Below are 20,332 nucleotides of genomic sequence, written 5' to 3'. Positions count from 1 at the left end.
CTCATGGTCAACCACCATTCTGAAATTAGCCTGGCCGGACCGCATCCGTGCGACGGCCTCCGCGGCGCGCTCGAGCATATCACGACGCCGCATCGCCGCGGCGCGATCGTGGTGATGCCAGCGCCAGCGCGGCGACGGCCAAGAACAGAGGCGGAAACGAGACCCACAGGACCGTATTCCAACCGTAGGCGGAGAGCAGTCCACCCGACAGGAACGAGCCGAAGGTCATCGTGCCGAACACGATGAAGTCGTTCAGCGACTGGACGCGCGCCTTCTCCTCCGCGCGATGACACTCCAGGACCATCGCGGAAGCTCCGACGAAGCCAAAATTCCAGCCGACGCCGAGCAGGATCAGCGTCGCCCAGAAGTGCCCGACCTGAATGCCGAACAGACCGACTGCCGAAGAGGCGGCGGTGAGCAGCAGCCCTGTCGCGACCACCCTCGATGCGCCGAACCGGGTGATCAACCCGCCGGTCCAGAAGCTCGGGCCGTACATGGCGATCACATGCCATTGCAGACCAAGATTGGCAGACTCCTGCGACAGATTGCAGAACTTCATCGCGAGCGGCGCCGCCGTCATCAGGAAGTTCATCAGCAGATAGGAGACGACACCGCAGACCACCGCGGCAATGAAACGCGGCTGGCGCGCGATCACGGAAAGAGGACGGCCTCTGCCCCTGTCGGCCGCGATCGGCATCGGCAGACGTACTCCGGCGAGAACCGATAAGGAGATCGCGGCGACCGCGCCTTGTGCCAGATAGGTGGCCGCGAACAGATGGGGTGGCCACAGACCCATCGTATACGTGACGAGTTGCGGCCCGATCACGCCGGCAAAGACACCGCCTGCCATCACCGCCGATAGCGCGCGCGGCCGCCGCTCCGGCGCCGCACAATCGGCGGCAGCGAAGCGAAAGGACAGCACCACCGCGGCGTAGACACCGCCGAGAAAAGTTGCCGCACAGAACAAGCCGAACGAGGCGTATAGAATCGCGAGCGATCCGATCAGGCCGGAGAGGACACCGCAGCCGGTGCCGATCATGAAGGTCGCGCGTCGCCCGTAACGTTGCGCGACCGCTCCGGCGGGCAAGGTGCAGGCCGCCATCCCGACCACGAAGATCGAGATTGGAAGAGTTGCCAGCGCCTTGGTGGGCGCCAGCATGTCGCCGATCACGGCGCCGGTGGCGTAGACGATCGCCGAATTCGCGCCGGCTAGTGCCTGCGCGACGGCGAGCCTTGCGATATTGTTGCGCTCGAAACGGAACGCGGGCGGAGCCTCCATCCGCCCTTGCACGGCAACTTCTGACATTCAGACCTCGATTTGGCCGCGCCAGCGCGCATCGCGATGCGACGGACGGCGGTGAAGGCGGCGATCGAGCAGATCGCGTGCCTTGGCGGAATCGCCGCTTCGCATGAAAGCGAGCAACAACATGTCTTCGATGATTTCCCTCTGGGCGCCGCTGCCGCCGACCCGGGCGACGTCTGCGGCCACGGGCTCGAGAATCCGCATGCATTCGGCGTAGTCGGCGTTCGCGAACGCGAGCGCCGCCCGCCCGATGGCCGGCACGACGGGACCAGCCGGCAGCGCGCCGTCCGCGACACGTTGCGCATTCGCCTTGATGCGGTCGACGGCCGTGGCGTGTTTTCCGGTCGCGGCGGCCAACAAGGCCATGTGCACTTCGACGAATGCCAGACCGGGACTCGGATAGCGGGATCCGGCGTAGCTCTCGACCTCGCCCCACATGCCGGACGGCACCTCATGGCCATACGCCTGAAGCCTCCACAACAAGGAAACCGTGTCGCTCACGACGTTGATCGGCAGACCGAGCGAGGCCGAAGGTCGAACGTATTTGGAGTAGATCGCCAGGGCGTGTTGCGGATCGTCGCGCTCCAGCGCCGAGAGCGCCGCGTGCCAGGCCAGATGACCGTGAAGCATCCCTGCCCGATCATAATCAGGCAACCAGCCTTCGAGCAGCGTTTCGGCTTCGTCCTTGGCGCCCTGCTCGAACATCGCATGCGCGACCGCATGCGCGGCGTTCGCGTTGGCGCGGCGCCGTTCGAGACCACGTTGCGCGAGGTCGCGACCTCTCGAGACCGATCTGTTCTCGGCATGTGACCAGCCGCGATAGGTCAGGAACCACCAGTCATCCGCGTCGTAGCGGCCCGCGACGCGTTCGCAGAGATCCACGCGCGCCTGGTCGTGCCCGATCATCCCCGAGAACGCGAACAGGCCGAACGCACCGAGCGGCAGAGAGAGGATCAGGACGTCGCGCGGCCACGCGTCCAGATGCGCGAGCGCGCTCTCCAACGCCTTGGCGGACTGACCGGTCACCGCGAGCGCGAGGACCGCCACATGGCTGATCTCACGCGGCGAGCCGTTTCGCGCGACGATTTCCTGCGCAATCGCGATCCTTGCGCGCGCCTCCGCGGGCTCGGCCTTGATCGCGTGCAGACGTGCGAGGGCGGCGTGCGCCAGCGCGAAATGCGGATCGTGCTCCACGGCCTGCCGCAGCGCCTCATCTGCGCCCGGCCACGCCGACAGAAGCAGATCGATGCCGGCCCGATATTGACCGGCGGCTTGCGGCGAATCTGTCGAAATCGGCAGGCCCCGGCTGTCGCACTCGGCCATGCTCCGCTCCTGATACGAGGGACGAGACGGGTCCGGCCAACGAAGTCCGTGGTATGGCCGGCCTTGAACTGGAGCGCTAGCAGAGCGAAAAGCGGCTGTCTTTCGACGTTTTGCCAATTTATATAGAGTATCGGCCAATCGGAAACGACATGACCTGGACCCCACTATCGGCTCCGCCAGATGCCTTGCCGCCGCGCCCGATCACCATGCGCGCCCAGTCGATCCCGGCGCGGCACGAATTTCCGGAGCACGCGCACGACTGGCATCAGGTGGTCTACGCCATCGACGGCGTGCTCATGGTGACCGCGGAGAACCGTTCCTTCGTCATCTCGCCCGAACAGGCCGTCTGGCTGCCGCGCGGCGTCCGCCATCGGGTGGGCTCACTTCTCGGCGCCGAGTTTCGTAGCCTGTGGATTGCCGTCGACGCCGGGAGCAATCTGCCATCGGCTCCGACAGTGCTCGCCGTCTCCCCCTTGCTGAAGGCGTTGATCGTGGAGGCCGCCGCCATCGAAGGAAGTCAGGATGCCGACGGCTACCCCGATCGTGTCGCGACACTCATTCTCGATCAGCTCGGCAGGGCTCGCGCGCTGACGGCGGGGTTGCCGTGGCCGCGTGGCGAACGCCTGCTGCGTCTTTGCGAAGCGCTCTACGTCGATCCAGCCGATTCCCGAACTTCGGATGACTGGGCCAAGGCGCTCGGCATGTCGTCGCGCACGCTGACGCGCCAGTTCGAAGCGGAAATGGGTTCAAGCCTGCGATCATGGCGGCGGCGGGTGCGGCTGCTGCGCGCTATCGAGCTGTTGAGCAGCGGCACGGGAGTCACGGAGACCGCGATGCAACTGGGCTACGGATCCGCATCCGCGTTTGTCTACGCATTCCGGACGGAAATGGGATCCAGTCCGCACGCCTACATGCGAAGAACAACCGGCGAGCGGCGTGCCGCCGACATTCGCTGATGAGGAGGATCTGAAGCGGAGAGTTACGGCGAAGCAGCATTCGGGCTTCCTCGGAACCATCGAAGCCGAGCCCAGTTGGGGCCAGATTGGATTGGGTGGCATTCTTCGATGGCGGCACGACCGGCAGCACAGCGCGGACACCCTGAATGGAGTGACGAATGGCTACGGCGAGACTCAACGCTAAAGCGCGATGAGATTGGGATGAATCGTCATCGCGCTTTAGGTTATTGTTTTAGCATGATCTTTTCGGAAAACCGCTGCACACTTTTCCGGATCATGCTCTAGCCGGCGCTGACCCTGCCTCTACTTCGCCGTTCCGCTCTTGCTTCCGGTCGCGTCGGATCGTCGATCCGCGGCAAGGCCAAGCACCATGTCCGAGAACCGCTCACCCTGGACCAGAACATGATCGTGAAGTCGCGTTGCCGCGAGTTGCTCATCGCCGGCGCGGATCGCTTCGAGAATCCCCGCGTGCTCCTGGAGCGATTGCAGCAGGCGGTTGCGCGCACGTAGCTGGATACGGCGATAGGCGCTCAGCCGCTTGTGCAGAGCAAAGGCTTGATCGGCGAGAAAACTGTTGCGGCTCGCGCGGTAGATCGCTTCGTGAAAATTGCGGTTGTCGGCGTAGTACTGCTCGCTGTCACCTTCGCGCGCGGCAATTTCGCAGGCGCGATGAGCAGTCTCCATTGCCGCATCGTTCTCCGGGGTCAGCCGACGCGCCGCCAGGCGTCCGCAGGCGCTTTCGATCTCCGCCATCGTTTCGAACATCTCGAACAGCCTGGTCGGTGACGGGACGCTGACGATCGCGCCGCGGCGCGGGCGAATATCGATGAAGCCCTCGGCGCCGAGCTGGAGCAGCGCCTCGCGGATGGGGGTGCGCGACACTCCGAATCGCTCCGCCAGCGAGGCCTCGTCCAGGCGATCACCCGGCAGGAATTCTCCTGCAATCACAGCGTCTTCGATCGACTGCTTCAGTCTGAAGGCCTGGCTCATTGCATACACCTGATCCCACAATTCCATACCATATACTTGACAAAACGAACAGCATGCAGTTCACATATTAATTGTATGCAATATTAGAAATAAAAAATGCAATCTAGCAACGGGAGGTATGGAATGAGGATTTCAAGACGCCGTGCCCTGGCCTTGGGAATCGCAGCCCCGGCGCTGCTCCGGTTCGGGGAAGCGCGCGCGGCCACGGCCCTCAAGATCTCGCACCAGTTCCCGGGAGGCACGGCGACCGAGGGCGATTTCCGCGACCGGCTCTGCCGGCGTTTCGCGGCCCTGATCCAGGAGCGCAGCAAGGGCGCGATGACCGCCGAGATCTATCCCGGCTCGTCGCTGATGAAGACCAACGCGCAGGTCTCGGCGATGCGCAAAGGCGCGCTCGACATGAGCCTCATTCCGATCTCCTACGCCGGCGGAGATCTGCCCGAACTGAACATCGGCCTGATGCCGGGCCTCGTCACCGGTTACGACGAAGGCCTCGGCTGGAAGAACAAGCCGATCGGTCAGGAGTTCGGCAAGTTTCTCGCCGCCAAAGGCATCGTCATTGTCACCTGGATCTGGCAGGCCGGCGGCGTCGCCAGCCGTGCGCGACCGCTGGTCGAGGTCGCGGATGCCAAAGGCATGAAGATCCGCGGCGGCTCGCGCGAGATGGATCTCGTGCTCCAGGCCGCCGGCGCCTCGGTGCTGTCGCTCCCCTCCAACGAACTGTATGCGGCGATGCAGACCGGCGCGTGCGACGCCGCCCTCACCTCCTCCACCAGCCTGACCTCGTTCCGACTGGAAGAGCTCGCCAAGCATCTGACGACCGGCCGGGCCAAGAGCTACTGGTTCATGCTCGAGCCGCTCGTGATGTCGAAGGCGGTGTTCGATCGGCTATCGAGCGAGGAGCGCGACATCATCGTCTCGGTCGGCGCCGAGCTGGAAGCGTTCGGCCGCACCGCAGCGATGGAAGACGACGTCCGCGTGGCCAAGGTCTACCAGGCCGCCGGCGCAACCGTGCATGATCTCGACGACAAGACGGTTCAGGCGTGGCGGGAGCTTGCGCGCGACACGGCCTGGAAGGATTACGCCAACAAGAACGAGAACTGCGCCCGCCTGATCAAGCTCGCGATGGAGGCCGGATCATGAGCGCGCACGGCGTCGATCTCGGCCACTCCGTCGTCATGACGGCAGCGCGACCCGGCTCCACGGTGGGACGGATCAATCGCGCGATGATCCTGCTCAACAGGACGATCGTCGTCCTCTGCTCGGTCGCACTTATCGTCGCGAGCACGATCCTGAGCTATAGCGTGGCCGCGCGCTACTTCTTCAACGCGGCAACCTATTGGCAGGACGAGGCCGCGGTGTTCCTGCTGGTCGGCGCCACGTTCCTGTCGACCGCGTTCGTGCAAGCCGGACGCGGCCACATCGGCATCGAGGCTCTCACCGGCTATCTGTCGAAGCGCGGCAATGCGATCCGCATGCTCGTGGTCGACACCGTGAGCCTGCTGTTCTGCTGCTTCTTCGCCTGGAAATCCTGGACGCTGTTCCACGAGGCATGGGTCGACGGACAGGTGTCCGGATCGACCTGGGCCCCGCCGCTATGGATTCCCTACAGCATGATGTCGCTCGGGATGACGCTGATGACGGTGCAGATCGCGCTTCAGCTCGCCTCGCGCGTCGACGGATGGAGGAGCAAATGAGCACGTTTGCCGTCGGACTGATGTATGGCGGGGCCACGCTCGCCGTCATGGCCTCGGGCATGCCGATCGCGCTGGCGCTCGGTGCCGTCGCCGTCATCTTCATGTATTTCTTCATGCCCGCCGCATCGCTCGATACGGTGACGCAGAACGTGTACGAGGAGATGGCCTCGATCACGCTGCTGGCGATCCCGCTCTTCATCCTGAAGGGCGCCGCCATCGGCAAGTCGAAGGCGGGACAGGACCTCTACAGCGCGTTGCACGTCTGGATGGGCCGGATCCCGGGTGGGCTCGGCATCGCCAATGTCTTCGCCTGCGCGCTGTTCGCTGCAATGGCCGGATCATCTCCGGCGACGTGCTCGGCCATCGGTTCGGCCGGCATTCCCGAAATGCGCAAGCGCGGCTATTCCGGCGGCTTTGCTGCGGGCGTCATCGCGGCCGGCGGCACGCTGGGCATCCTGCTGCCGCCCTCGATCACCATGATCCTGTACGCGGTCGCGGCGGAGCAGTCGCTCGGTCGTCTCTTCCTCGCCGGCATCGGCCCGGGCCTTCTCCTGGTGCTACTGTTTGCGACGTATGCGGTGTTGAGATTCAAGTCCGAATACGCCGCGGCAGAGCGCGCTTATGCCGCGGACCCTGCGCAGCATCCGATCCTTTCGAATGAGCGCTTCACCATGGCGATGCGGTTCGGTGCGCTGCCGCGGGTGCTCCCCTTCGTCGTGCTGCTCAGCGGCGTCATGATCGCACTCTATGGCGGCTATGCGACGCCGTCGGAAACCGCAGGCCTCGGCGGCATCCTCGCGCTGGTCCTGATCGCCTCGATCTATGGCGTGTGGCGCCCGCGGGATCTCGGCCCGATCCTCGAATCGACGCTGAAGGAATCGACCATGCTGATGCTGATCATCGGCATGTCGCTGCTCTACTCCTACGTGATGAGCTATCTCCACATCAGTCAGGCGGCGGCGCAAGCGATCGTCGCGATGCAGCTCTCGCGCTGGGTGCTGCTGGCAGCGATCCTGGTGCTGGTGGTCGTGCTCGGCTTCTTCCTGCCGCCGGTCTCCATCATCCTGATGACTGCGCCGATCATCCTGCCGCCGCTCAAGGACGCAGGCTTCGACCTGATCTGGTTCGGCGTAGTGATGACGATCGTGATGGAGATGGGCCTCATTCATCCACCGGTCGGACTCAACATCTTCGTCATCAGGAACATCGCGCCGGACATCCCGTTGCGGGACGTGATCTGGGGAACGCTGCCCTTCGTGCTCCTGATGGCGTTCGCGGTCGTCCTGCTTTGCCTGGCGCCCTCGATCTCCACCTGGCTGCCCAACCTGGTGATGGGCGCCCCGTCGCGTTAACCGAGGAGGCATGAACGATGCTGAACGACACGAGATCCGGACGCATCACGGCGCCCGAGTTCCTGCAAGGGCTCATCGATACCTTGACGCAACGTGGTCGCGCGGTTCTGGGCATCAAGCCTGATCGCGAGCCAGGCGAGGATCGCGATCTCGCCCTTCTGGGTGAAGCGCTGCTCTCCAGGCGCGGCGAAGCCTCCGGCGTTGCGATCGCGCAATCGCTGCTTGCGGCTTTCGAGCAGGCCGGCGAGCCGCAGCGGCTGAAATTCCTCGCCTCGCTTGCAGACCGGTTCGGGCCCGACCGTCGCGCGATCGAGCTCGCGATCGCGGCCTACCAACGCAAGGAGGGCGGCGACGGCAGCAAGCTCGAGGCGCTCCATGCCGCCGCCGAGCCGCGCCGGCAGGAGTTGATCCGGCGCCTCAATCTGGCGCCCGGCGGCACCTCGTCGCTGGTTCGCATGCGGGAGGTGCTGCTCTCGCTGCTGCGCGAGCATCCCGAGCTCCAGCCGGTCGACGACGATTTCGTCCATCTGTTCTCGTCCTGGTTCAACAGGGGCTTCCTCGTGCTGCGGCCGATCGATTGGACGACGTCCGCCAACATCCTCGAGAAGATCATCAAGTATGAGGCCGTCCATGCCATCCAGGACTGGGAGGACTTACGCAACCGGCTCGAGCCGCCGGATCGCCGCTGCTACGCGTTCTTTCATCCGCAACTGGTCGACGAGCCGCTGATCTTCGTCGAGGTCGCGCTCACCAAGGAGATTCCCGGCGCGATCGGCCCATTGCTCGACAAATCGCGCCAGGCGATTGCCGCGCGTGAGGCGACAACTGCCGTGTTCTACTCGATCTCGAATACGCAGAAGGGCCTGGCCGGCGTCTCGTTCGGCAATTTCCTGATCAAGCAGGTGGTGCAGGACCTCGCCCGCGAGCTGCCGAACCTGAAGACCTTCGTCACGCTGTCGCCCGCTCCCGGCTTTGCCGGCTGGGTGCGACGCGAGCTCAAGACAGAGGCCTCTGGCGCGATCGATGAGGAGACGAGACGCGCGCTGGCCGCGCTCGATGACGGCGGCGACATCGCGCAGGCGAAAGAGGCCATCACCGCGCTTGCGGCCTACTACTTCCTGAAGGCGAAGCTGCCGTCAGGCAAGCCGGTCGATCCGGTCGCCCGCTTCCATCTCGGCAACGGCGCGCGCCTGGAGCGGCTGAATTTCCTGGGGGATGCTTCGGCCAAGGGCATGAAGCAGTCCTACGGACTGATGGTGAACTATCTTTACGCGCTCGAGCATATCGAGGCGAACCACGAAGCGTTTGCGGAAGCCGGCACCGTGGTGGCGTCCGACAAGGTGAAGAAGGCCCTTCGCGCGAAATTGTCATCGCGCGACCTCGTTCCGAGTCCCCAATCCAACTCTCAACGGAATATCTCGTCATGACCTGGAACCTGTACGACCGCCTGCTTGCCTCTGCGGAGTCCGATCAGTCCATCTGCATTGAGAAGGAGGACGGCGCGACGTTGAGCTACGCCGAACTCGCTGCGCTGAGCGGCAAGTTTGCGAACTTGCTCGCCAGGATTGGCATCGGCCCGAACCACCGTGTCGCTGCCAAGGTCGAGAAATCCGTCGAGGCCATCGCCCTCTATCTCGCAACGCTCCGCTCCGGTGCGGTCTATCTGCCGCTGAACACTGCCTATACGCCGGCCGAAACCGAGTACTTCGTCCGCGACGCGCAGCCGACATTGATCGTGTGCGATCCGAAGGAAGAAGCCGACCTGCGCGCCATTGCTGCCAAAGCAGGCGGCCGGGTCGAGACGCTCGATCACCACGGCAAGGGCTCGCTCGCCGATGCCGCGGCGGACTTCCCGATTGCATTCGACACCGTGGCCAGGGGGAATGACGACCTCGCCGCCATTCTCTACACCTCCGGCACGACCGGCCGCTCGAAGGGCGCCATGCTGACGCACGGCAATTTGGCCTCGAACGCCCTGACGCTGGTTGAAGAGTGGCGCTATTCCAGCAAGGACGTGCTGATCCACGCGCTACCGATCTACCACGTTCACGGGCTCTTCGTGGCCTGCAACGTCACGTTCGCCGCGCGCGGGCGCATCCTGTTCATGCAGAAGTTCGACGCCGGGCGCATTCTGGCGACGATGGCGCGCAGCACCGTGCTGATGGGGGTGCCGACCTTCTATGTACGCCTGCTCGAGAGCACAAACCTGAACGAGCGCACGACCGCCAACATGAGGCTGTTCGTCGCCGGCTCGGCGCCGCTCCTTGCCGAGACTCACCGCGCCTGGCAGGCGAGGACCGGACACGCGATCCTGGAGCGCTACGGCATGACCGAAACCGGCATGATCGCCTCCAATCCCTATGACGGCCAGCGCATTCCGGGCTCCGTGGGTCGCCCCCTGCCCGCGGTCGAAGTTCGTATCGCCGATCCCGAAAGCGGTGTGGCGCTGCCCACGGACGAGGTCGGCATGATCGAGGTGAAGGGACCCAACGTGTTCGCCGGCTACTGGAACATGCCGGACAAGACCGCCGCCGAATTCCGCAGCGACGGCTTCTTCATCACCGGCGACCTCGGCAAGCTCGATGCAAATGGCTATCTGCACATCGTTGGCCGCGGCAAGGATCTCATCATCACCGGCGGCTTCAACGTCTATCCGAAGGAGATCGAGACGGAGATCGACGCCGTCCCGGGGGTCTCCGAAAGTGCCGTCGTCGGCGTGCCGCATGCCGATTTCGGCGAGGGCGTCACGGCTGCCGTCGTCCGGTCGCCGGGCTCGTCCGTGGACGAACGCACCATTCTCGCAGCGCTGTCCGGACGGCTGGCGAAATTCAAGCAGCCCAAGGGCATCATCTTCGTCGAGACGCTTCCGCGCAACACCATGGGCAAGGTACAGAAAAACCTACTGCGGGAGCGCTTTGCAGAGCTCTATTCGGCCAAGGCCGGCCAGGGGAGTTGATACGGACGTCTTGAACGGTCCGCTCCGCAGAGCGAGCACGGAGCCTCGCGTCTGCCGCCATGATGCAAATCAATTGGCGGGATCGGCACCCGATCGCCTCGACGACACGAGCAGCATCGTCGGCCGCTCCAGCTCTTCCGTGAGCGCCTGACTCTCCCTGATCTGCTCAGTCGACAGGGCGAACGCGTCGACGAGTTCGATGCTAAACCCGGACCGCACCAGCGCGTTCAGGGTCGTTCCGATCGTGCAGTGCCCCAAAGCGCCTTGACAGATGGTCGGGCTTCAGTGATGTAATGTTATAACATTACATCGCGTCAGCCGAAATGCCCAGCCCCAAGCACCGCCGCCCTATCTCCTTGAAAAGGCTCTTCGATCTCCATGCAGAAACTCCCCGTCACCGTCTTGTCCGGCTTCCTCGGGGCTGGAAAAACCACTTTGCTGAACCACGTCCTGAACAATCGGCACGGCCTTAAGGTGGCGGTGATCGTCAACGACATGAGCGAGGTGAACATCGATGCGGATTTGGTTCGCGATGGCGGTGCGAATCTATCCCGGACCGATGAGAAGCTCGTCGAGATGACGAACGGCTGCATCTGCTGCACGCTGCGCGACGATCTCTTGAAGGAGGTCCGCGCACTCGCCGAACACGGTCGCTTCGATTATTTGCTGATAGAATCGACCGGCATCTCCGAGCCGCTGCCGGTCGCGGCGACTTTCGACTTTCGCTCCGAAGACGGCGAAAGCCTCTCCGACGTGGCGCGTCTCGACACCATGGTCACCGTGGTCGACACCGTGAACTTGCTCAAGGACTATTCGTCGACGGATTTTCTGGAGCAACGCGGCGAAGCGCTCGAGAACGACAAGCGCACGCTGGTCGATCTCCTCGTCGAGCAGATCGAATTTGCCGATGTGATCGTCCTGAACAAGGTTGATGACGGCTCGCCCGAGCAGCGCGAGGCGGCGCGCAAGATCATCCGCGCCCTCAATCCGGAAGCGGACCTGATCGAAGCCAACCACAGCCGCGTCGCTTTCGATCGCATTCTCGACACCGGCCGGTTCGACTTCAAAAAGGCTCAGCAGCATCCCCTCTGGTACAAGGAGCTCTACGGCTTTGCCGATCACGTGCCGGAGACGGAAGAATACGGCGTGAGGAACTTTGTCTATCGCGCGCGCCGGCCATTCGACCCCGCCAAGTTCGACAGGTTCATCAAGGAGCCTTGGCCAGGCGTCATTCGCGCCAAGGGGCACTTCTGGCTCGCGACACGGCCGCAATGGCTCGGTGAACTCAGCCAGGCGGGTTCGATCATTCGCACCCAGGCCCTTGGTTTCTGGTGGGCCAGCGTGCCGGCAGAACGATGGCCGGATGATCCCTTCTGGCGCAAGACACTTCGACAAAACTGGAGCAGCATCTACGGCGATCGCCGTCAGGAAATCGTGTTCATCGGCACCGGCATGGACGAAGACTCGATCCGCGCCCGCCTGGACGGATGTCTCGTCACGGGAAAACCTGCCATGGACGTCGCGGAATGGGCAAAGCTCGCAGACCCGTTTCCGATATGGCGGCGCGCCCACGAAGCAGCCTAGCGGGAGCGCACATGGGCGACGTCATTCGATTTGTCCCGAAATCCGAACTCGAGCGAATTCGTCTCATTCGGGAAGCTCGCGCAATATACGACAGCATATTCCCGCCAAGTGCTTTGGTCGACGAGCAGCCCTATGGTTGCCCCACACAGAGCACGCAAAGCTCATCCGATTCCCTCAGGAATGCGATCGAAGGCGAATGATTTAGATCCTTTGCGCTAAACCGTGAGGGTCGAGCGCGAATCGCGACAGTCAAGACGATTGCGGAAGGGAGCCGCAAGGATGCAGAATGGCTGCGCGCGTTGGAGATCTGTGATGTTCGACTGGAATGATCTCAAGTACCTGCTGGCGGTGGCCCATCACGGCAGCACGCTCGCGGCCGCACGCCATCTGGGAGTGAACCAGTCCACCGTCCAGCGGCGCCTGACCGAAACTGGAAGGACGCCTTGGGTTACGATTGGTCGAGCGATCGCCAAGCGGCTACAGCCTCACCGCGGCGGGCGCGCTGGTCTTCCCAAGGCCCGGAGCTGGCTATGGCTTTTTGGCAACGGGGCGAGCGCCTCTCGGGTCATTGATGGCTCTGGGAGCTTCCACGCCTGCGTTTCGCCCGAACGGCGTGAAAGCGCGCGTTCGTCTGCGGCTTGATGAACAGGGCTGCGACGCCCGGATGATGCTTGCGGATTTCACCTTCGAGCGAGATCACGCATTGCTCGATATCGTCGGCGCGCTTCTCGTCGGCGAACTCGACGCTGAGGGCGGCGACAATCTCGTCCGGGGATAGTTGGACCGTCAGGAGCCCATTGGCCTGCAGCACCCCCGGCGAGCGCCGGGCGATCTCGAGGATCCACCGCGCAAGCTCAGGGTGCGCCGGCTCGCCGATCAGCAGACTCTTGCTCTCGCGCGCGAGCCCGACGGACGTGATCCCCAAGAGAATCCCGATCAGGATCGAGCCGATGCCGTCCCACACCGGTTGCTCCAGCCACACCGCCGCCGCCGTTGCCCCGACCGCAATGACGATGCCGACCAGCGCCGCACTGTCCTCGAGCAGCACCATGAATGCAGGCGGGTCCTTGCTGCGGACAAAGGCCTGATAGTAGCCGAACCGCGCCGCGTCGAAGCGGAAACGTCGCAAGGCGACCAGCCACGATGCGCCCTCGAACAGGAACGACAGCCCGAGCACGATGAAGCTGACGATGGGATCCTCGATCCGCTCAGGCGCGGCAACATGCACGAGGCCCTGATAGAGCGAGACGCCCGAACCGAGCGCAAAGATCACCAGGACGACGATGAAGCTCCAGAAATACAGCTCGCGCCCGTAGCCGAGTGGATGGGATTCGTCCGCTGGGCGGCTGGCACGACGGTAGCCATAGAGCAGCAGCATCTCGTTGGAGGTGTCGACCACCGAGTGCACGGCCTCGCTCGTCATCGCCGAGCTTCCCGTCCAGATGGCGGCGCCAATCTTGGTGACCGCGACGAGCACATTGCCGGCAAGTGCGGCATAGACCGTGGTCTTCGATGATGATGCAGCCGCCATGTTTACCAAGACCAGTCCTCCTCTGCGGTCGGCGGGCCCGCCGTTACGCACAGAAGGTCAGCGCCATCCCAGCAGACGCCGTATCTACGGCGTGCCGCGAGAGTTGGTGCACTCTCGCGCTACGATTTCGCCGTGCCGGGCTCGGCCAACTTCCGATGCTGCTTGGCCAGCATCTCGTTCGGCGTGATGGAGGCGACCGTCGCCTGGATCTTGTTCTTCAGCCCGGTGACGACGTCGGCCTCACCGCGCAGCATTGCATCGAAGCCGGCCTTGGCGACCTCGTAGGCGCCATCCTTCTGCTCGGTGCCAACCTTGGTGTCCATCATGTCGGCGCGGCGGAAGAATTCGGTGTCGGTGGCGCCGGGCATCAGGCAAGTGACGGTGACGCCGCTATCGCGCAGCTCTTCGCGCAGAGCGAAAGAGAACGAGTCGAGAAAAGCTTTGGAGGCGTTGTATACCGCCTCGAAGCTGCCGGGCATGAAGCCGGCGATCGAGCCCGTGATGAGAATGCGCCCGGAGTTGCGTCGCAGCATCGCATTGCCGACGCGATGGATCAGGTAGAGCGTGCCGGTGATGTTGGTATCGACGACGTGCCTGATGCGTTGGAAATCCTGGTCAAGGAAGGCCTTGCCGAGGCCGATGCCGGCATTGGCCAGCAGCGCGTCGACCGGCCGGTCGGCGACCGCCGCGCAGAGCTTGTCGACGCCCTCAATGGTGGCGAGATCGGTCTCGACCGGCTCCACGCTGCCGCCGAACCTACGCAGGTCGACGGCCACCCCCTCGATCGCGGCCTCGTCCGCGGCGATGACAAGATTGAAACCTGCTTGGGCGCAGCACCTGGCAAGTTCCAGGCCGATACCGGTTGAGGCGCCGGTGACGACGGCGAGTTGATTGGCGGCCATAGGGCGTATCCTCGCGGGTTGGGATGATGATGCCCAATCGCTCGACCGGCCAGCTGTTCCTATTCCCGTACGGGTCCGGTGCAGTGCGGAGAATTTGCGCGTTGCATAGCAACCATCGTTCATGCCTGAACTTAGATGCCACATGATTGATGGCGGAGGACCGAGATAAAGGCGCTCGTTTGGCAAGGCGGACATCCGGTGCGACACCGTCACCGACCCGGAAATCCAGGACCCGCGCGACGCCATCATCAAGCTCACGAGCTGCGCCATCGCTGTCCGTTTCCTGAGAGAGGCCACCTGCAACGAGGTGAAATCGAGGCAATGACCAAATCCCGTGACGAACGCGCGTGGTGGCAATCCGCGGTCATCTATGAAATCGCGCCGATCTCGTTCCAGGATTCCAATGGCGACGGCAAAGGCGACCTCGCCGGCTTGATGTCGCGGCTAGACTATCTGAGATGGCTCGGCATCGATGCGGTGTGGCTCACGCCGATCTACCGCAGTCCCTTTCGCGATCTCGGCTATGATATCTCCGATTATTGTTCAATCGACCCAGGCTTCGGCACGCTCGACGAGTTTGACGGCCTCCTCAGCGCCCTGCACGCGGAAGGGATCCGGCTCATTCTCGACCTCGTCCCCAATCACACTGCCGACGACCACGCCTGGTTCGTCGAGAGCAGCAGTTCGCGCCACAGCGCAAAGTCCGATTGGTACATCTGGGCCGATCCGGCCGAGAATGGCGGGCCGCCGAACAATTGGCTGAGTCGTTTCGGCGGCAGCGCCTGGGAGTGGTGTGACGCGCGGCGGCAATATTACTACCATTCCTTCCTGGTCGAGCAGCCCGACTTGAACTGGCGCAATCCGGACGTGAGGGCTGCGATCGCCGACGTCATGCATTTCTGGCTCGACCGCGGAGTCGACGGCTTTCGTGTCGATGCTAGCGCCGTGCTGATCAAGGACGATCTGTTGCGCGACAATCCACCAAACCCGCAAGCCAAGGACAAGCCGCCGCCGCAACGCCATACGTCCGTGTTTACCGACGACCGTCCGGAGACGATGTCGTGCATCGAATTCATCCGCGAGGTGATCGATGGCTATCCGGACCGGCTGTTGTGCGGCGAAGTTCAGGGCAAGACCGACCGGATCGGGCACTTCTACGGCAACGATCGACCGCGCCTGCACCTGCCGCTGAATTTCGCGCTGCTGGACTCGCAATGGGACGCGCTGTCGCTCCAGGCGACCATCGACGCCTATCTCAACGCCATTCCCAAGGACGCTTGGCCGGTATGGGTGATCGGCGGGCACGACAAGCAGCGGATCGCGAGCAAGATCGGTGCGGCGCAGATGCGCGTGCTCGCGATGCTGTTGATGACGCTGCGGGGAACGCCGTTTTTCTTCATGGGCGACGAGATCGGCCGCAAACGGGTCCCCATTCCAGCCGATCGCGTTCGCGATCCCTTCGAGAAGCTCGTGCCGGGATATGAACTTTGCCGCGATCCCGAGCGCGCGCCGATGCGCTGGGATGACAGCGAGAGCGGTGGATTCACCACAGGCAGCCCATGGCTACCGCTGGGGCCGCGCGATGCGCCCAACGTGGCGCAGCAGACACGGGACGAACATTCCATCCTGGCGTTGTTTCGCGCGCTGATCGCGCTGCGGCGCGAGCATGCCTGTCTTCGCGAAGGCAGCCACGCGCCGCTGCGATCGCAAAACGACGTCCTCGCCTTCAAGCGCGTGACAGACGCAGGCGAAGTGCTGGTCGCCCTCAACATCGCCGCCGAGCCGCGGAATTGGCACTGGCACGGCCGTGGCCGCCTGCTGATGTCAACACATCTGGACCGGCCGCGCGAGCCATTGCCGGACGCATCGATCCTGCTTCGGGGCAATGAAGGCGTGATCATCGAGCTCGCACGGCGATGATCGGAGGAACCATCGGCGCGCCAAGGAGTCTGACCCACGCCTCCGGCATCTGCCCCCTGCTGTCGGACGCACTTTGGACGAAACCGCAGGCCCCGGCGCTTATTTCCCCGTTTGGCGCCGGGGCAGCGGCGTGAGCTTGGAGGCTGCCATGGGCAAGGTGAAAGGTCTTAAGCGGCGGATCGCCGGTAAGGCGAAACAGGCGGTCGGCGAGATCGTCGGGGATCAGGAGCTCCACGAAGACGGCAGGGCCGAGGCGGAGCGCGGCCGCGAGGAACAGGGCCAGCCGAGCGAACTCAATCCGCTGAAGAAGCTCCAGCAGCTGACGTGAACGCGCCGTCGCAACCGGCGCTTTAGCAATCAGGTGAAGCGGCGTTCTCCTGGGTTTTGCAACCGCTTTGGAGCGGATGCATTTCGCGCTTGGCAAGGCCTACGAGGTGCCAATCCGCTCGCCGTTGCTTCATGCGACCTTCAAGGCAGCGGTGCTGTCGGCATCCAGGAATCCCGTAAGCCTGCCCCTGATCAGTCGCTCGGCATCCGCCATGATGCGGTCGACCAGTTCCTTCACCGTCGGAATGTCGCGGATGAGCCCCACGACCATGCCGCAGCTCCAAGCGCCCGCGTCCATATCGCCGTCGATCATCACCTTCGGATAGACGCCCGCCACTTGGTCATGGATGTCGTCGATCTTGAGGCTTTTACCTTTCTCTCGCTCGATCTCGAGCAAGTTTTCGACGCCCTTGTTGTTGAGGACCCGCTCGGTGTTGCGGAGCGCGCGCATGACGAGCCGGGTATCGAGCTCCGAGGCCTGGACCAGCGCATTCTTGACGTTCTCATGCACCGGTGCCTCCTTGGTGGCGATAAAGCGCGTGCCCATGTTCATGCCGGCGGCCCCCATCGCCAGCGCTGCAACCAGGCTGCGCGCATCTGCCATGCCGCCGGATGCAACAAACGGGATCTTCAGTTCCTCGGCCGCACGCGGCAACAGGATCATGTTTGGCATGTCATCCTCGCCCGGATGGCCGCCGCATTCAAATCCGTCGACGCTGACGGCATCGCAGCCGATCTGCTCGGCCTTCAGCGAATGCCGGACGGAGGTGCATTTGTGGATCACCTTGATGTCGCCTGCCTTCAGGGCCGGCATGTACTGCTCGGGGCTGCGCCCGGCGGTCTCGACGATCTTGACGCCGCCCTCTCTGATTGCTGCGATGTACTCCGGATAGGGCGGCGCGCTGAAGGTGGGCAGAAAGGTCAGGTTCACCCCGAATGGTTTATCCGTCATGTCGCGGCAGCGCGCGATCTCCTTGGCCAGCAGTTCCGGCGTCCGCTGCGTCAGGCCCGTGATGATCCCCAGGCCGCCGGCATTCGACACCGCGGCGGCGAGTTCGGCGAACCCCACATAGTGCATCCCACCCTGGATGATCGGATGCTCGATGCCGAACAGTTCAGTGATCGCTGTCTTCACGAATGATCTCCCGCGTTTCCGCTCAGTGGATGATTTCAAACAATCCCGCCGCGCCCATGCCACCACCGATGCACATGGTCACCACGCCGTATTTCGCCTTGCGCCGCCGCCCCTCGATCAGGAGGTGACCGGTGAGCCGCGCCCCGGTCATGCCGTAGGGATGGCCGATCGCAATCGAGCCGCCATTGACGTTGAGCTTGTCCGGGTCAATACCGAGCTTATCGCGGCAATAGATCACCTGGACCGCATAGGCCTCGTTCAGCTCCCAGAGATCGATGTCGTCGATCTTCAGGCCATGGCGCTTGAGCAGCCGCGGGATCGCGGCGATCGGACCGACGCCCATCTCGTCGGGTTCGACGCCAGCGGCGACGAAGCCGCGGAAGATGCCGAGCGGCTTGAGACCCTTCCTGGCTGCAATCTTGTCGCTCATGATCACACAGGCCGAAGCACCGTCGGAAAACTGGCTGGCGTTGCCCGCGCTGATCGTCTTGCCCTCGAACACCGGCTTGATCCTGGCCAGGCCCTCGGCGGTGGTTTCCGGGCGCGGGCCTTCGTCCTTTGTCAGCGTCACCTGCTCGTAGGTGACCTCGTTCGTGTCCTTGTTGACGAGCGCCATCCTGGTCGTGAATGGCACGATCTCGTCGTTGAAGCGGCCGGCCTGCATGGCAGCGCCGACGCGGCGTTGGCATTCGAGACTGTATTCGTCCTGCTTGTCGCGACCGATCTTGTAGCGTTCGGCGACGATCTCGGCCGTCTCGAGCATCGACATGTACATTTCAGGCTTCATCGTCATCAATTCATCGTCGACGGCATGAAACTTGTTCATGTGGTCGTTCTGCACGAGGCTGATGGACTCGATTCCGCCGCCGATCGCAATCTCAACGCCGTCAAGCATCACCGAGCGCGCGGCAACGGCGATGGCCTGCAGGCCGGAGGCACATTGGCGGTCGATGGTGGTGCCGGCCACGGTGACCGGCAGGCCAGCGCGGATCGCGCCCTTGCGCGCGACGTTCATCACCATGGTGCCTTGCTGCATCGCGCAGCCCATCACCACGTCCTCGACCTCGCCGGGCGCGATGCCGGCCCGCTTCACTGCTTCGGCCATCACATGCCCGGCCATGGTTGGGCCGTCCGTGTTGTTGAGCGCGCCGCGATAGGCCTTGCCGACGGCGGTCCTTGCGGTGGAAACGATGACTGCTTCGGTCGTCATGTTGGCCTCTTCTCTTTACGCGGCCGCGTCCAGCTGCGCGTAGCGCAGCAGGTGGAACGCGGGATCGCCGAACTGGATGTTGATGGAGGAGATTCGCTTGAAATAGTGTCCGACGTTGAGCTCGTCGGTCATTCCCATGCCGCCATGAAGCTGCACCGCCTGGTCGGCGACGAACTTGCCGGCATAACCAATCTTCGACTTGGCGCCCGAGGCGAGCCGCGGAAGTCCCGCATCGCCCGCCGCGAGGCTGAGGTTGAGATGCTGCATCAGGGAGAGCGCCTCCTGATGCGCGATGAACATGTCGACCATCCGATGTTGCAGCACCTGGAAGGAGCCAATGGTGGCGCCGAACTGCTTGCGGGTCTTGGAATATTCCAGTGTGGCGGAATTCAGCTCTCCGATGGCGCCGACGGCCTCCGCGCAGAGGGCGCCGATGGCACGCTCGCGGCAGGCCTCCAGCGCGGCGACGCCCTCGCCTTCCCTCCCCAGCAATTGCGCGTGGACCTCACGCAGGCCGACCTCGGCGGCCCGGCGCCCGTCGATCGTCTTGAAGCTCCGAAGATCGACGCCGACGGCGCGGCGGTCGACGACGAACAGGCTGACGCCGCAGCCGTCGCGGTCGTCGCCGGAGGTCCGTGCCGAGACGATCAGATGATCCGCCCAGGGCGCGGCGATCACCATGGTCTTCTGACCGCTCAGAACGTAGTCGTTTCCCTCGCGCCGCGCCCTGGTTGCGACGTTGGCGAAATCGAACCGGGATGCTTTCTCCGCCCAGGCCAGCGCCCAGATCTTGCTGCCGTCGATGATGCCGGGAATGAAGCCCTGCTTCTGCTCGGACGTGCCCGCCTGCTCGATCAGGCCACCGGCCAGCACGACCGTCTCGACGAAGGGCTCGACGACGAGGTGCCGGCCGAACTCCTGCATGATGATCATGGTCGACAGCGCGCCGCCGCCGAGACCGCCGGCGTCCTCGGAGAACGGCGCAGCGAACAGGCCGAGCTCCGCGAAGGCCCCCCACTGCTTCCGGCTGAAGCCTTGCTCGCTCGCCACGATCTTTCGGCGCGTGTCGAAATCGTATTGATCGCGCAGCAGGCGCTGGACGCTGGATCGCAGCATGTCCTGCTCTTCCGTGAACTGGATGTCCAT

At 63.8% G+C, this 20,332-nt stretch carries 20 protein-coding genes and 1 pseudogene; 12 read left to right on the top strand and 9 right to left on the bottom strand.

Going from position 1 to position 20,332, the window contains the following annotated elements:
- Positions 1-79 precede the first annotated feature (79 nt).
- Both AAE027_RS10500 and AAE027_RS10495 read right to left on the bottom strand, forming a co-directional pair.
- Positions 80-1,306, bottom strand: coding sequence for an MFS transporter (locus AAE027_RS10500; protein ID WP_370987700.1), 1,227 nt, complete (start codon positions 1,304-1,306; stop codon positions 80-82).
- The gene (locus tag AAE027_RS10495; protein WP_370987699.1) at positions 1,307-2,626 is read right to left on the bottom strand and encodes a tetratricopeptide repeat protein; all 1,320 of its coding nucleotides are present in this window, start codon (positions 2,624-2,626) and stop codon (positions 1,307-1,309) included.
- Between the two features lie 149 nt (positions 2,627-2,775).
- Between AAE027_RS10495 and AAE027_RS10490 the strand changes: the two genes are divergently transcribed.
- The gene (locus tag AAE027_RS10490) at positions 2,776-3,582 is read left to right on the top strand and encodes an AraC family transcriptional regulator (protein ID WP_370987698.1); all 807 of its coding nucleotides are present in this window, start codon (positions 2,776-2,778) and stop codon (positions 3,580-3,582) included.
- 303 nt (positions 3,583-3,885) lie between these two features.
- On the opposite strand, the gene AAE027_RS10485 is transcribed toward AAE027_RS10490, so the two are convergent.
- On the bottom strand, positions 3,886-4,572 hold the full coding sequence (locus tag AAE027_RS10485; RefSeq protein ID WP_370987697.1) for a GntR family transcriptional regulator: 687 nt from the start codon (positions 4,570-4,572) through the stop codon (positions 3,886-3,888).
- A 123-nt stretch (positions 4,573-4,695) separates the two neighbouring features.
- On the opposite strand from AAE027_RS10485, the gene dctP reads away from it, so the two are divergent.
- Genes dctP through AAE027_RS10460 form a run of 5 tightly spaced genes read left to right on the top strand, consistent with a single transcriptional unit; the run spans position 4,696 to position 10,577 of the window.
- Positions 4,696-5,715: a TRAP transporter substrate-binding protein DctP gene (dctP, locus tag AAE027_RS10480; protein WP_370987696.1), complete on the top strand. Its 1,020-nt coding sequence runs from the start codon at positions 4,696-4,698 to the stop codon at positions 5,713-5,715.
- Positions 5,712-6,269: a TRAP transporter small permease gene (locus AAE027_RS10475; protein ID WP_370987695.1), complete on the top strand. Its 558-nt coding sequence runs from the start codon at positions 5,712-5,714 to the stop codon at positions 6,267-6,269. Before dctP ends, AAE027_RS10475 begins: the two co-directional genes overlap by 4 nt.
- Positions 6,266-7,621, top strand: a complete 1,356-nt coding sequence (locus AAE027_RS10470) for a TRAP transporter large permease (RefSeq protein WP_249756934.1) — start codon at positions 6,266-6,268, stop codon at positions 7,619-7,621. Before AAE027_RS10475 ends, AAE027_RS10470 begins: the two co-directional genes overlap by 4 nt.
- A 17-nt stretch (positions 7,622-7,638) precedes the next feature.
- Positions 7,639-9,048, top strand: coding sequence for a malonyl-CoA decarboxylase (locus tag AAE027_RS10465; RefSeq protein ID WP_370987694.1), 1,410 nt, complete (start codon positions 7,639-7,641; stop codon positions 9,046-9,048).
- Positions 9,045-10,577 (top strand): malonate--CoA ligase, encoded by a 1,533-nt coding sequence (locus tag AAE027_RS10460; protein WP_370987693.1) that lies wholly within the window; start codon positions 9,045-9,047, stop codon positions 10,575-10,577. The genes AAE027_RS10465 and AAE027_RS10460 overlap by 4 nt, the downstream gene beginning before the upstream one ends.
- 69 nt (positions 10,578-10,646) lie before the next feature.
- Here the strand turns inward: AAE027_RS10460 and AAE027_RS10455 are convergent, their stop codons facing one another.
- On the bottom strand, positions 10,647-10,796 hold the full coding sequence (locus AAE027_RS10455) for a hypothetical protein (RefSeq protein WP_370987692.1): 150 nt from the start codon (positions 10,794-10,796) through the stop codon (positions 10,647-10,649).
- A gap of 159 nt (positions 10,797-10,955) precedes the next feature.
- Between AAE027_RS10455 and zigA the strand changes: the two genes are divergently transcribed.
- The 3 genes from zigA (at position 10,956) to AAE027_RS10440 (ending at position 12,803) form a co-directional block, all read left to right on the top strand.
- On the top strand, positions 10,956-12,161 hold the full coding sequence (gene zigA / locus AAE027_RS10450; protein WP_370987691.1) for a zinc metallochaperone GTPase ZigA: 1,206 nt from the start codon (positions 10,956-10,958) through the stop codon (positions 12,159-12,161).
- An 11-nt stretch (positions 12,162-12,172) separates the two neighbouring features.
- Positions 12,173-12,361 (top strand): hypothetical protein, encoded by a 189-nt coding sequence (locus tag AAE027_RS10445; RefSeq protein WP_370987690.1) that lies wholly within the window; start codon positions 12,173-12,175, stop codon positions 12,359-12,361.
- Between the two features lie 79 nt (positions 12,362-12,440).
- Positions 12,441-12,803, top strand: coding sequence for a LysR family transcriptional regulator (locus tag AAE027_RS10440; RefSeq protein ID WP_370987689.1), 363 nt, complete (start codon positions 12,441-12,443; stop codon positions 12,801-12,803).
- On the opposite strand, the gene AAE027_RS10435 is transcribed toward AAE027_RS10440, so the two are convergent.
- Together AAE027_RS10435 and AAE027_RS10430 are read right to left on the bottom strand one after the other, a co-directional pair.
- Entirely contained in the window at positions 12,727-13,692 is a 966-nt protein-coding gene (locus AAE027_RS10435; protein WP_370987773.1) for a cation diffusion facilitator family transporter, read from the bottom strand. The two genes, AAE027_RS10440 and AAE027_RS10435, sit on opposite strands and share 77 nt — an antisense overlap.
- Before the next feature lie 119 nt (positions 13,693-13,811).
- Positions 13,812-14,594, bottom strand: coding sequence for an SDR family NAD(P)-dependent oxidoreductase (locus AAE027_RS10430; RefSeq protein ID WP_370987688.1), 783 nt, complete (start codon positions 14,592-14,594; stop codon positions 13,812-13,814).
- Positions 14,595-14,787: 193 nt separating this feature from the next.
- Here AAE027_RS10430 and AAE027_RS10425 point away from each other — a divergent pair.
- The 3 genes and pseudogenes from AAE027_RS10425 to AAE027_RS10415 all read left to right on the top strand — a co-directional run.
- A pseudogene (locus AAE027_RS10425) lies at positions 14,788-14,865 on the top strand (alcohol dehydrogenase catalytic domain-containing protein); the annotation flags it as partial.
- 50 nt (positions 14,866-14,915) lie between these two features.
- A complete protein-coding gene (locus tag AAE027_RS10420; protein ID WP_370987687.1) occupies positions 14,916-16,514 on the top strand; it encodes an alpha-amylase family glycosyl hydrolase in 1,599 nt (532 codons plus the stop codon).
- A gap of 148 nt (positions 16,515-16,662) precedes the next feature.
- Positions 16,663-16,842 (top strand): CsbD family protein, encoded by a 180-nt coding sequence (locus tag AAE027_RS10415; protein WP_370987686.1) that lies wholly within the window; start codon positions 16,663-16,665, stop codon positions 16,840-16,842.
- A gap of 129 nt (positions 16,843-16,971) precedes the next feature.
- Here AAE027_RS10415 and AAE027_RS10410 read toward each other — a convergent pair whose 3' ends face one another.
- The 3 genes from AAE027_RS10410 to AAE027_RS10400 are packed head-to-tail and all read right to left on the bottom strand — an operon-like array spanning position 16,972 to position 20,332.
- Complete coding sequence (locus AAE027_RS10410; protein WP_370987685.1) at positions 16,972-17,976, bottom strand: NAD(P)H-dependent flavin oxidoreductase; 1,005 nt, start codon at positions 17,974-17,976, stop codon at positions 16,972-16,974.
- Positions 17,977-17,998: 22 nt separating this feature from the next.
- Entirely contained in the window at positions 17,999-19,186 is a 1,188-nt protein-coding gene (locus AAE027_RS10405; RefSeq protein WP_370987684.1) for an acetyl-CoA C-acyltransferase, read from the bottom strand.
- Positions 19,187-19,201: 15 nt separating this feature from the next.
- Positions 19,202-20,332, bottom strand: coding sequence for an acyl-CoA dehydrogenase family protein (locus AAE027_RS10400; protein ID WP_370987683.1), 1,131 nt, complete (start codon positions 20,330-20,332; stop codon positions 19,202-19,204).

Origin of the sequence: Bradyrhizobium sp. DN3, from assembly GCF_041357655.1 — a bacterium.
In the GTDB taxonomy this organism is placed as follows: Bacteria; Pseudomonadota; Alphaproteobacteria; order Rhizobiales; family Xanthobacteraceae; genus Bradyrhizobium.
Note: the sequence above shows the minus strand (reverse complement) of the source record. Positions and strands in the feature narration are given on the sequence as shown.

Bases quoted from the DNA above. Each gene is read 5' to 3' on its own strand.
- AAE027_RS10415 (WP_370987686.1), top strand. From the start codon at position 16,663: ATGGGCAAGGTGAAAGGTCTTAAGCGGCGGATCGCCGGTAAGGCGAAA.
- AAE027_RS10430 (WP_370987688.1), bottom strand. From the start codon at position 14,594: ATGGCCGCCAATCAACTCGCCGTCGTCACCGGCGCCTCAACCGGTATC.
- AAE027_RS10495 (WP_370987699.1), bottom strand. From the start codon at position 2,626: ATGGCCGAGTGCGACAGCCGGGGCCTGCCGATTTCGACAGATTCGCCG.
- zigA (WP_370987691.1), top strand. From the start codon at position 10,956: ATGCAGAAACTCCCCGTCACCGTCTTGTCCGGCTTCCTCGGGGCTGGA.
- AAE027_RS10465 (WP_370987694.1), top strand. From the start codon at position 7,639: ATGCTGAACGACACGAGATCCGGACGCATCACGGCGCCCGAGTTCCTG.
- AAE027_RS10400 (WP_370987683.1), bottom strand. From the start codon at position 20,332: ATGGACATCCAGTTCACGGAAGAGCAGGACATGCTGCGATCCAGCGTC.
- AAE027_RS10475 (WP_370987695.1), top strand. From the start codon at position 5,712: ATGAGCGCGCACGGCGTCGATCTCGGCCACTCCGTCGTCATGACGGCA.
- AAE027_RS10420 (WP_370987687.1), top strand. From the start codon at position 14,916: ATGACCAAATCCCGTGACGAACGCGCGTGGTGGCAATCCGCGGTCATC.
- AAE027_RS10435 (WP_370987773.1), bottom strand. From the start codon at position 13,692: ATGGCGGCTGCATCATCATCGAAGACCACGGTCTATGCCGCACTTGCC.
- AAE027_RS10490 (WP_370987698.1), top strand. From the start codon at position 2,776: ATGACCTGGACCCCACTATCGGCTCCGCCAGATGCCTTGCCGCCGCGC.
- AAE027_RS10405 (WP_370987684.1), bottom strand. From the start codon at position 19,186: ATGACGACCGAAGCAGTCATCGTTTCCACCGCAAGGACCGCCGTCGGC.
- AAE027_RS10500 (WP_370987700.1), bottom strand. From the start codon at position 1,306: ATGTCAGAAGTTGCCGTGCAAGGGCGGATGGAGGCTCCGCCCGCGTTC.
- AAE027_RS10445 (WP_370987690.1), top strand. From the start codon at position 12,173: ATGGGCGACGTCATTCGATTTGTCCCGAAATCCGAACTCGAGCGAATT.
- AAE027_RS10485 (WP_370987697.1), bottom strand. From the start codon at position 4,572: ATGAGCCAGGCCTTCAGACTGAAGCAGTCGATCGAAGACGCTGTGATT.
- AAE027_RS10470 (WP_249756934.1), top strand. From the start codon at position 6,266: ATGAGCACGTTTGCCGTCGGACTGATGTATGGCGGGGCCACGCTCGCC.
- dctP (WP_370987696.1), top strand. From the start codon at position 4,696: ATGAGGATTTCAAGACGCCGTGCCCTGGCCTTGGGAATCGCAGCCCCG.
- AAE027_RS10460 (WP_370987693.1), top strand. From the start codon at position 9,045: ATGACCTGGAACCTGTACGACCGCCTGCTTGCCTCTGCGGAGTCCGAT.
- AAE027_RS10440 (WP_370987689.1), top strand. From the start codon at position 12,441: ATGCAGAATGGCTGCGCGCGTTGGAGATCTGTGATGTTCGACTGGAAT.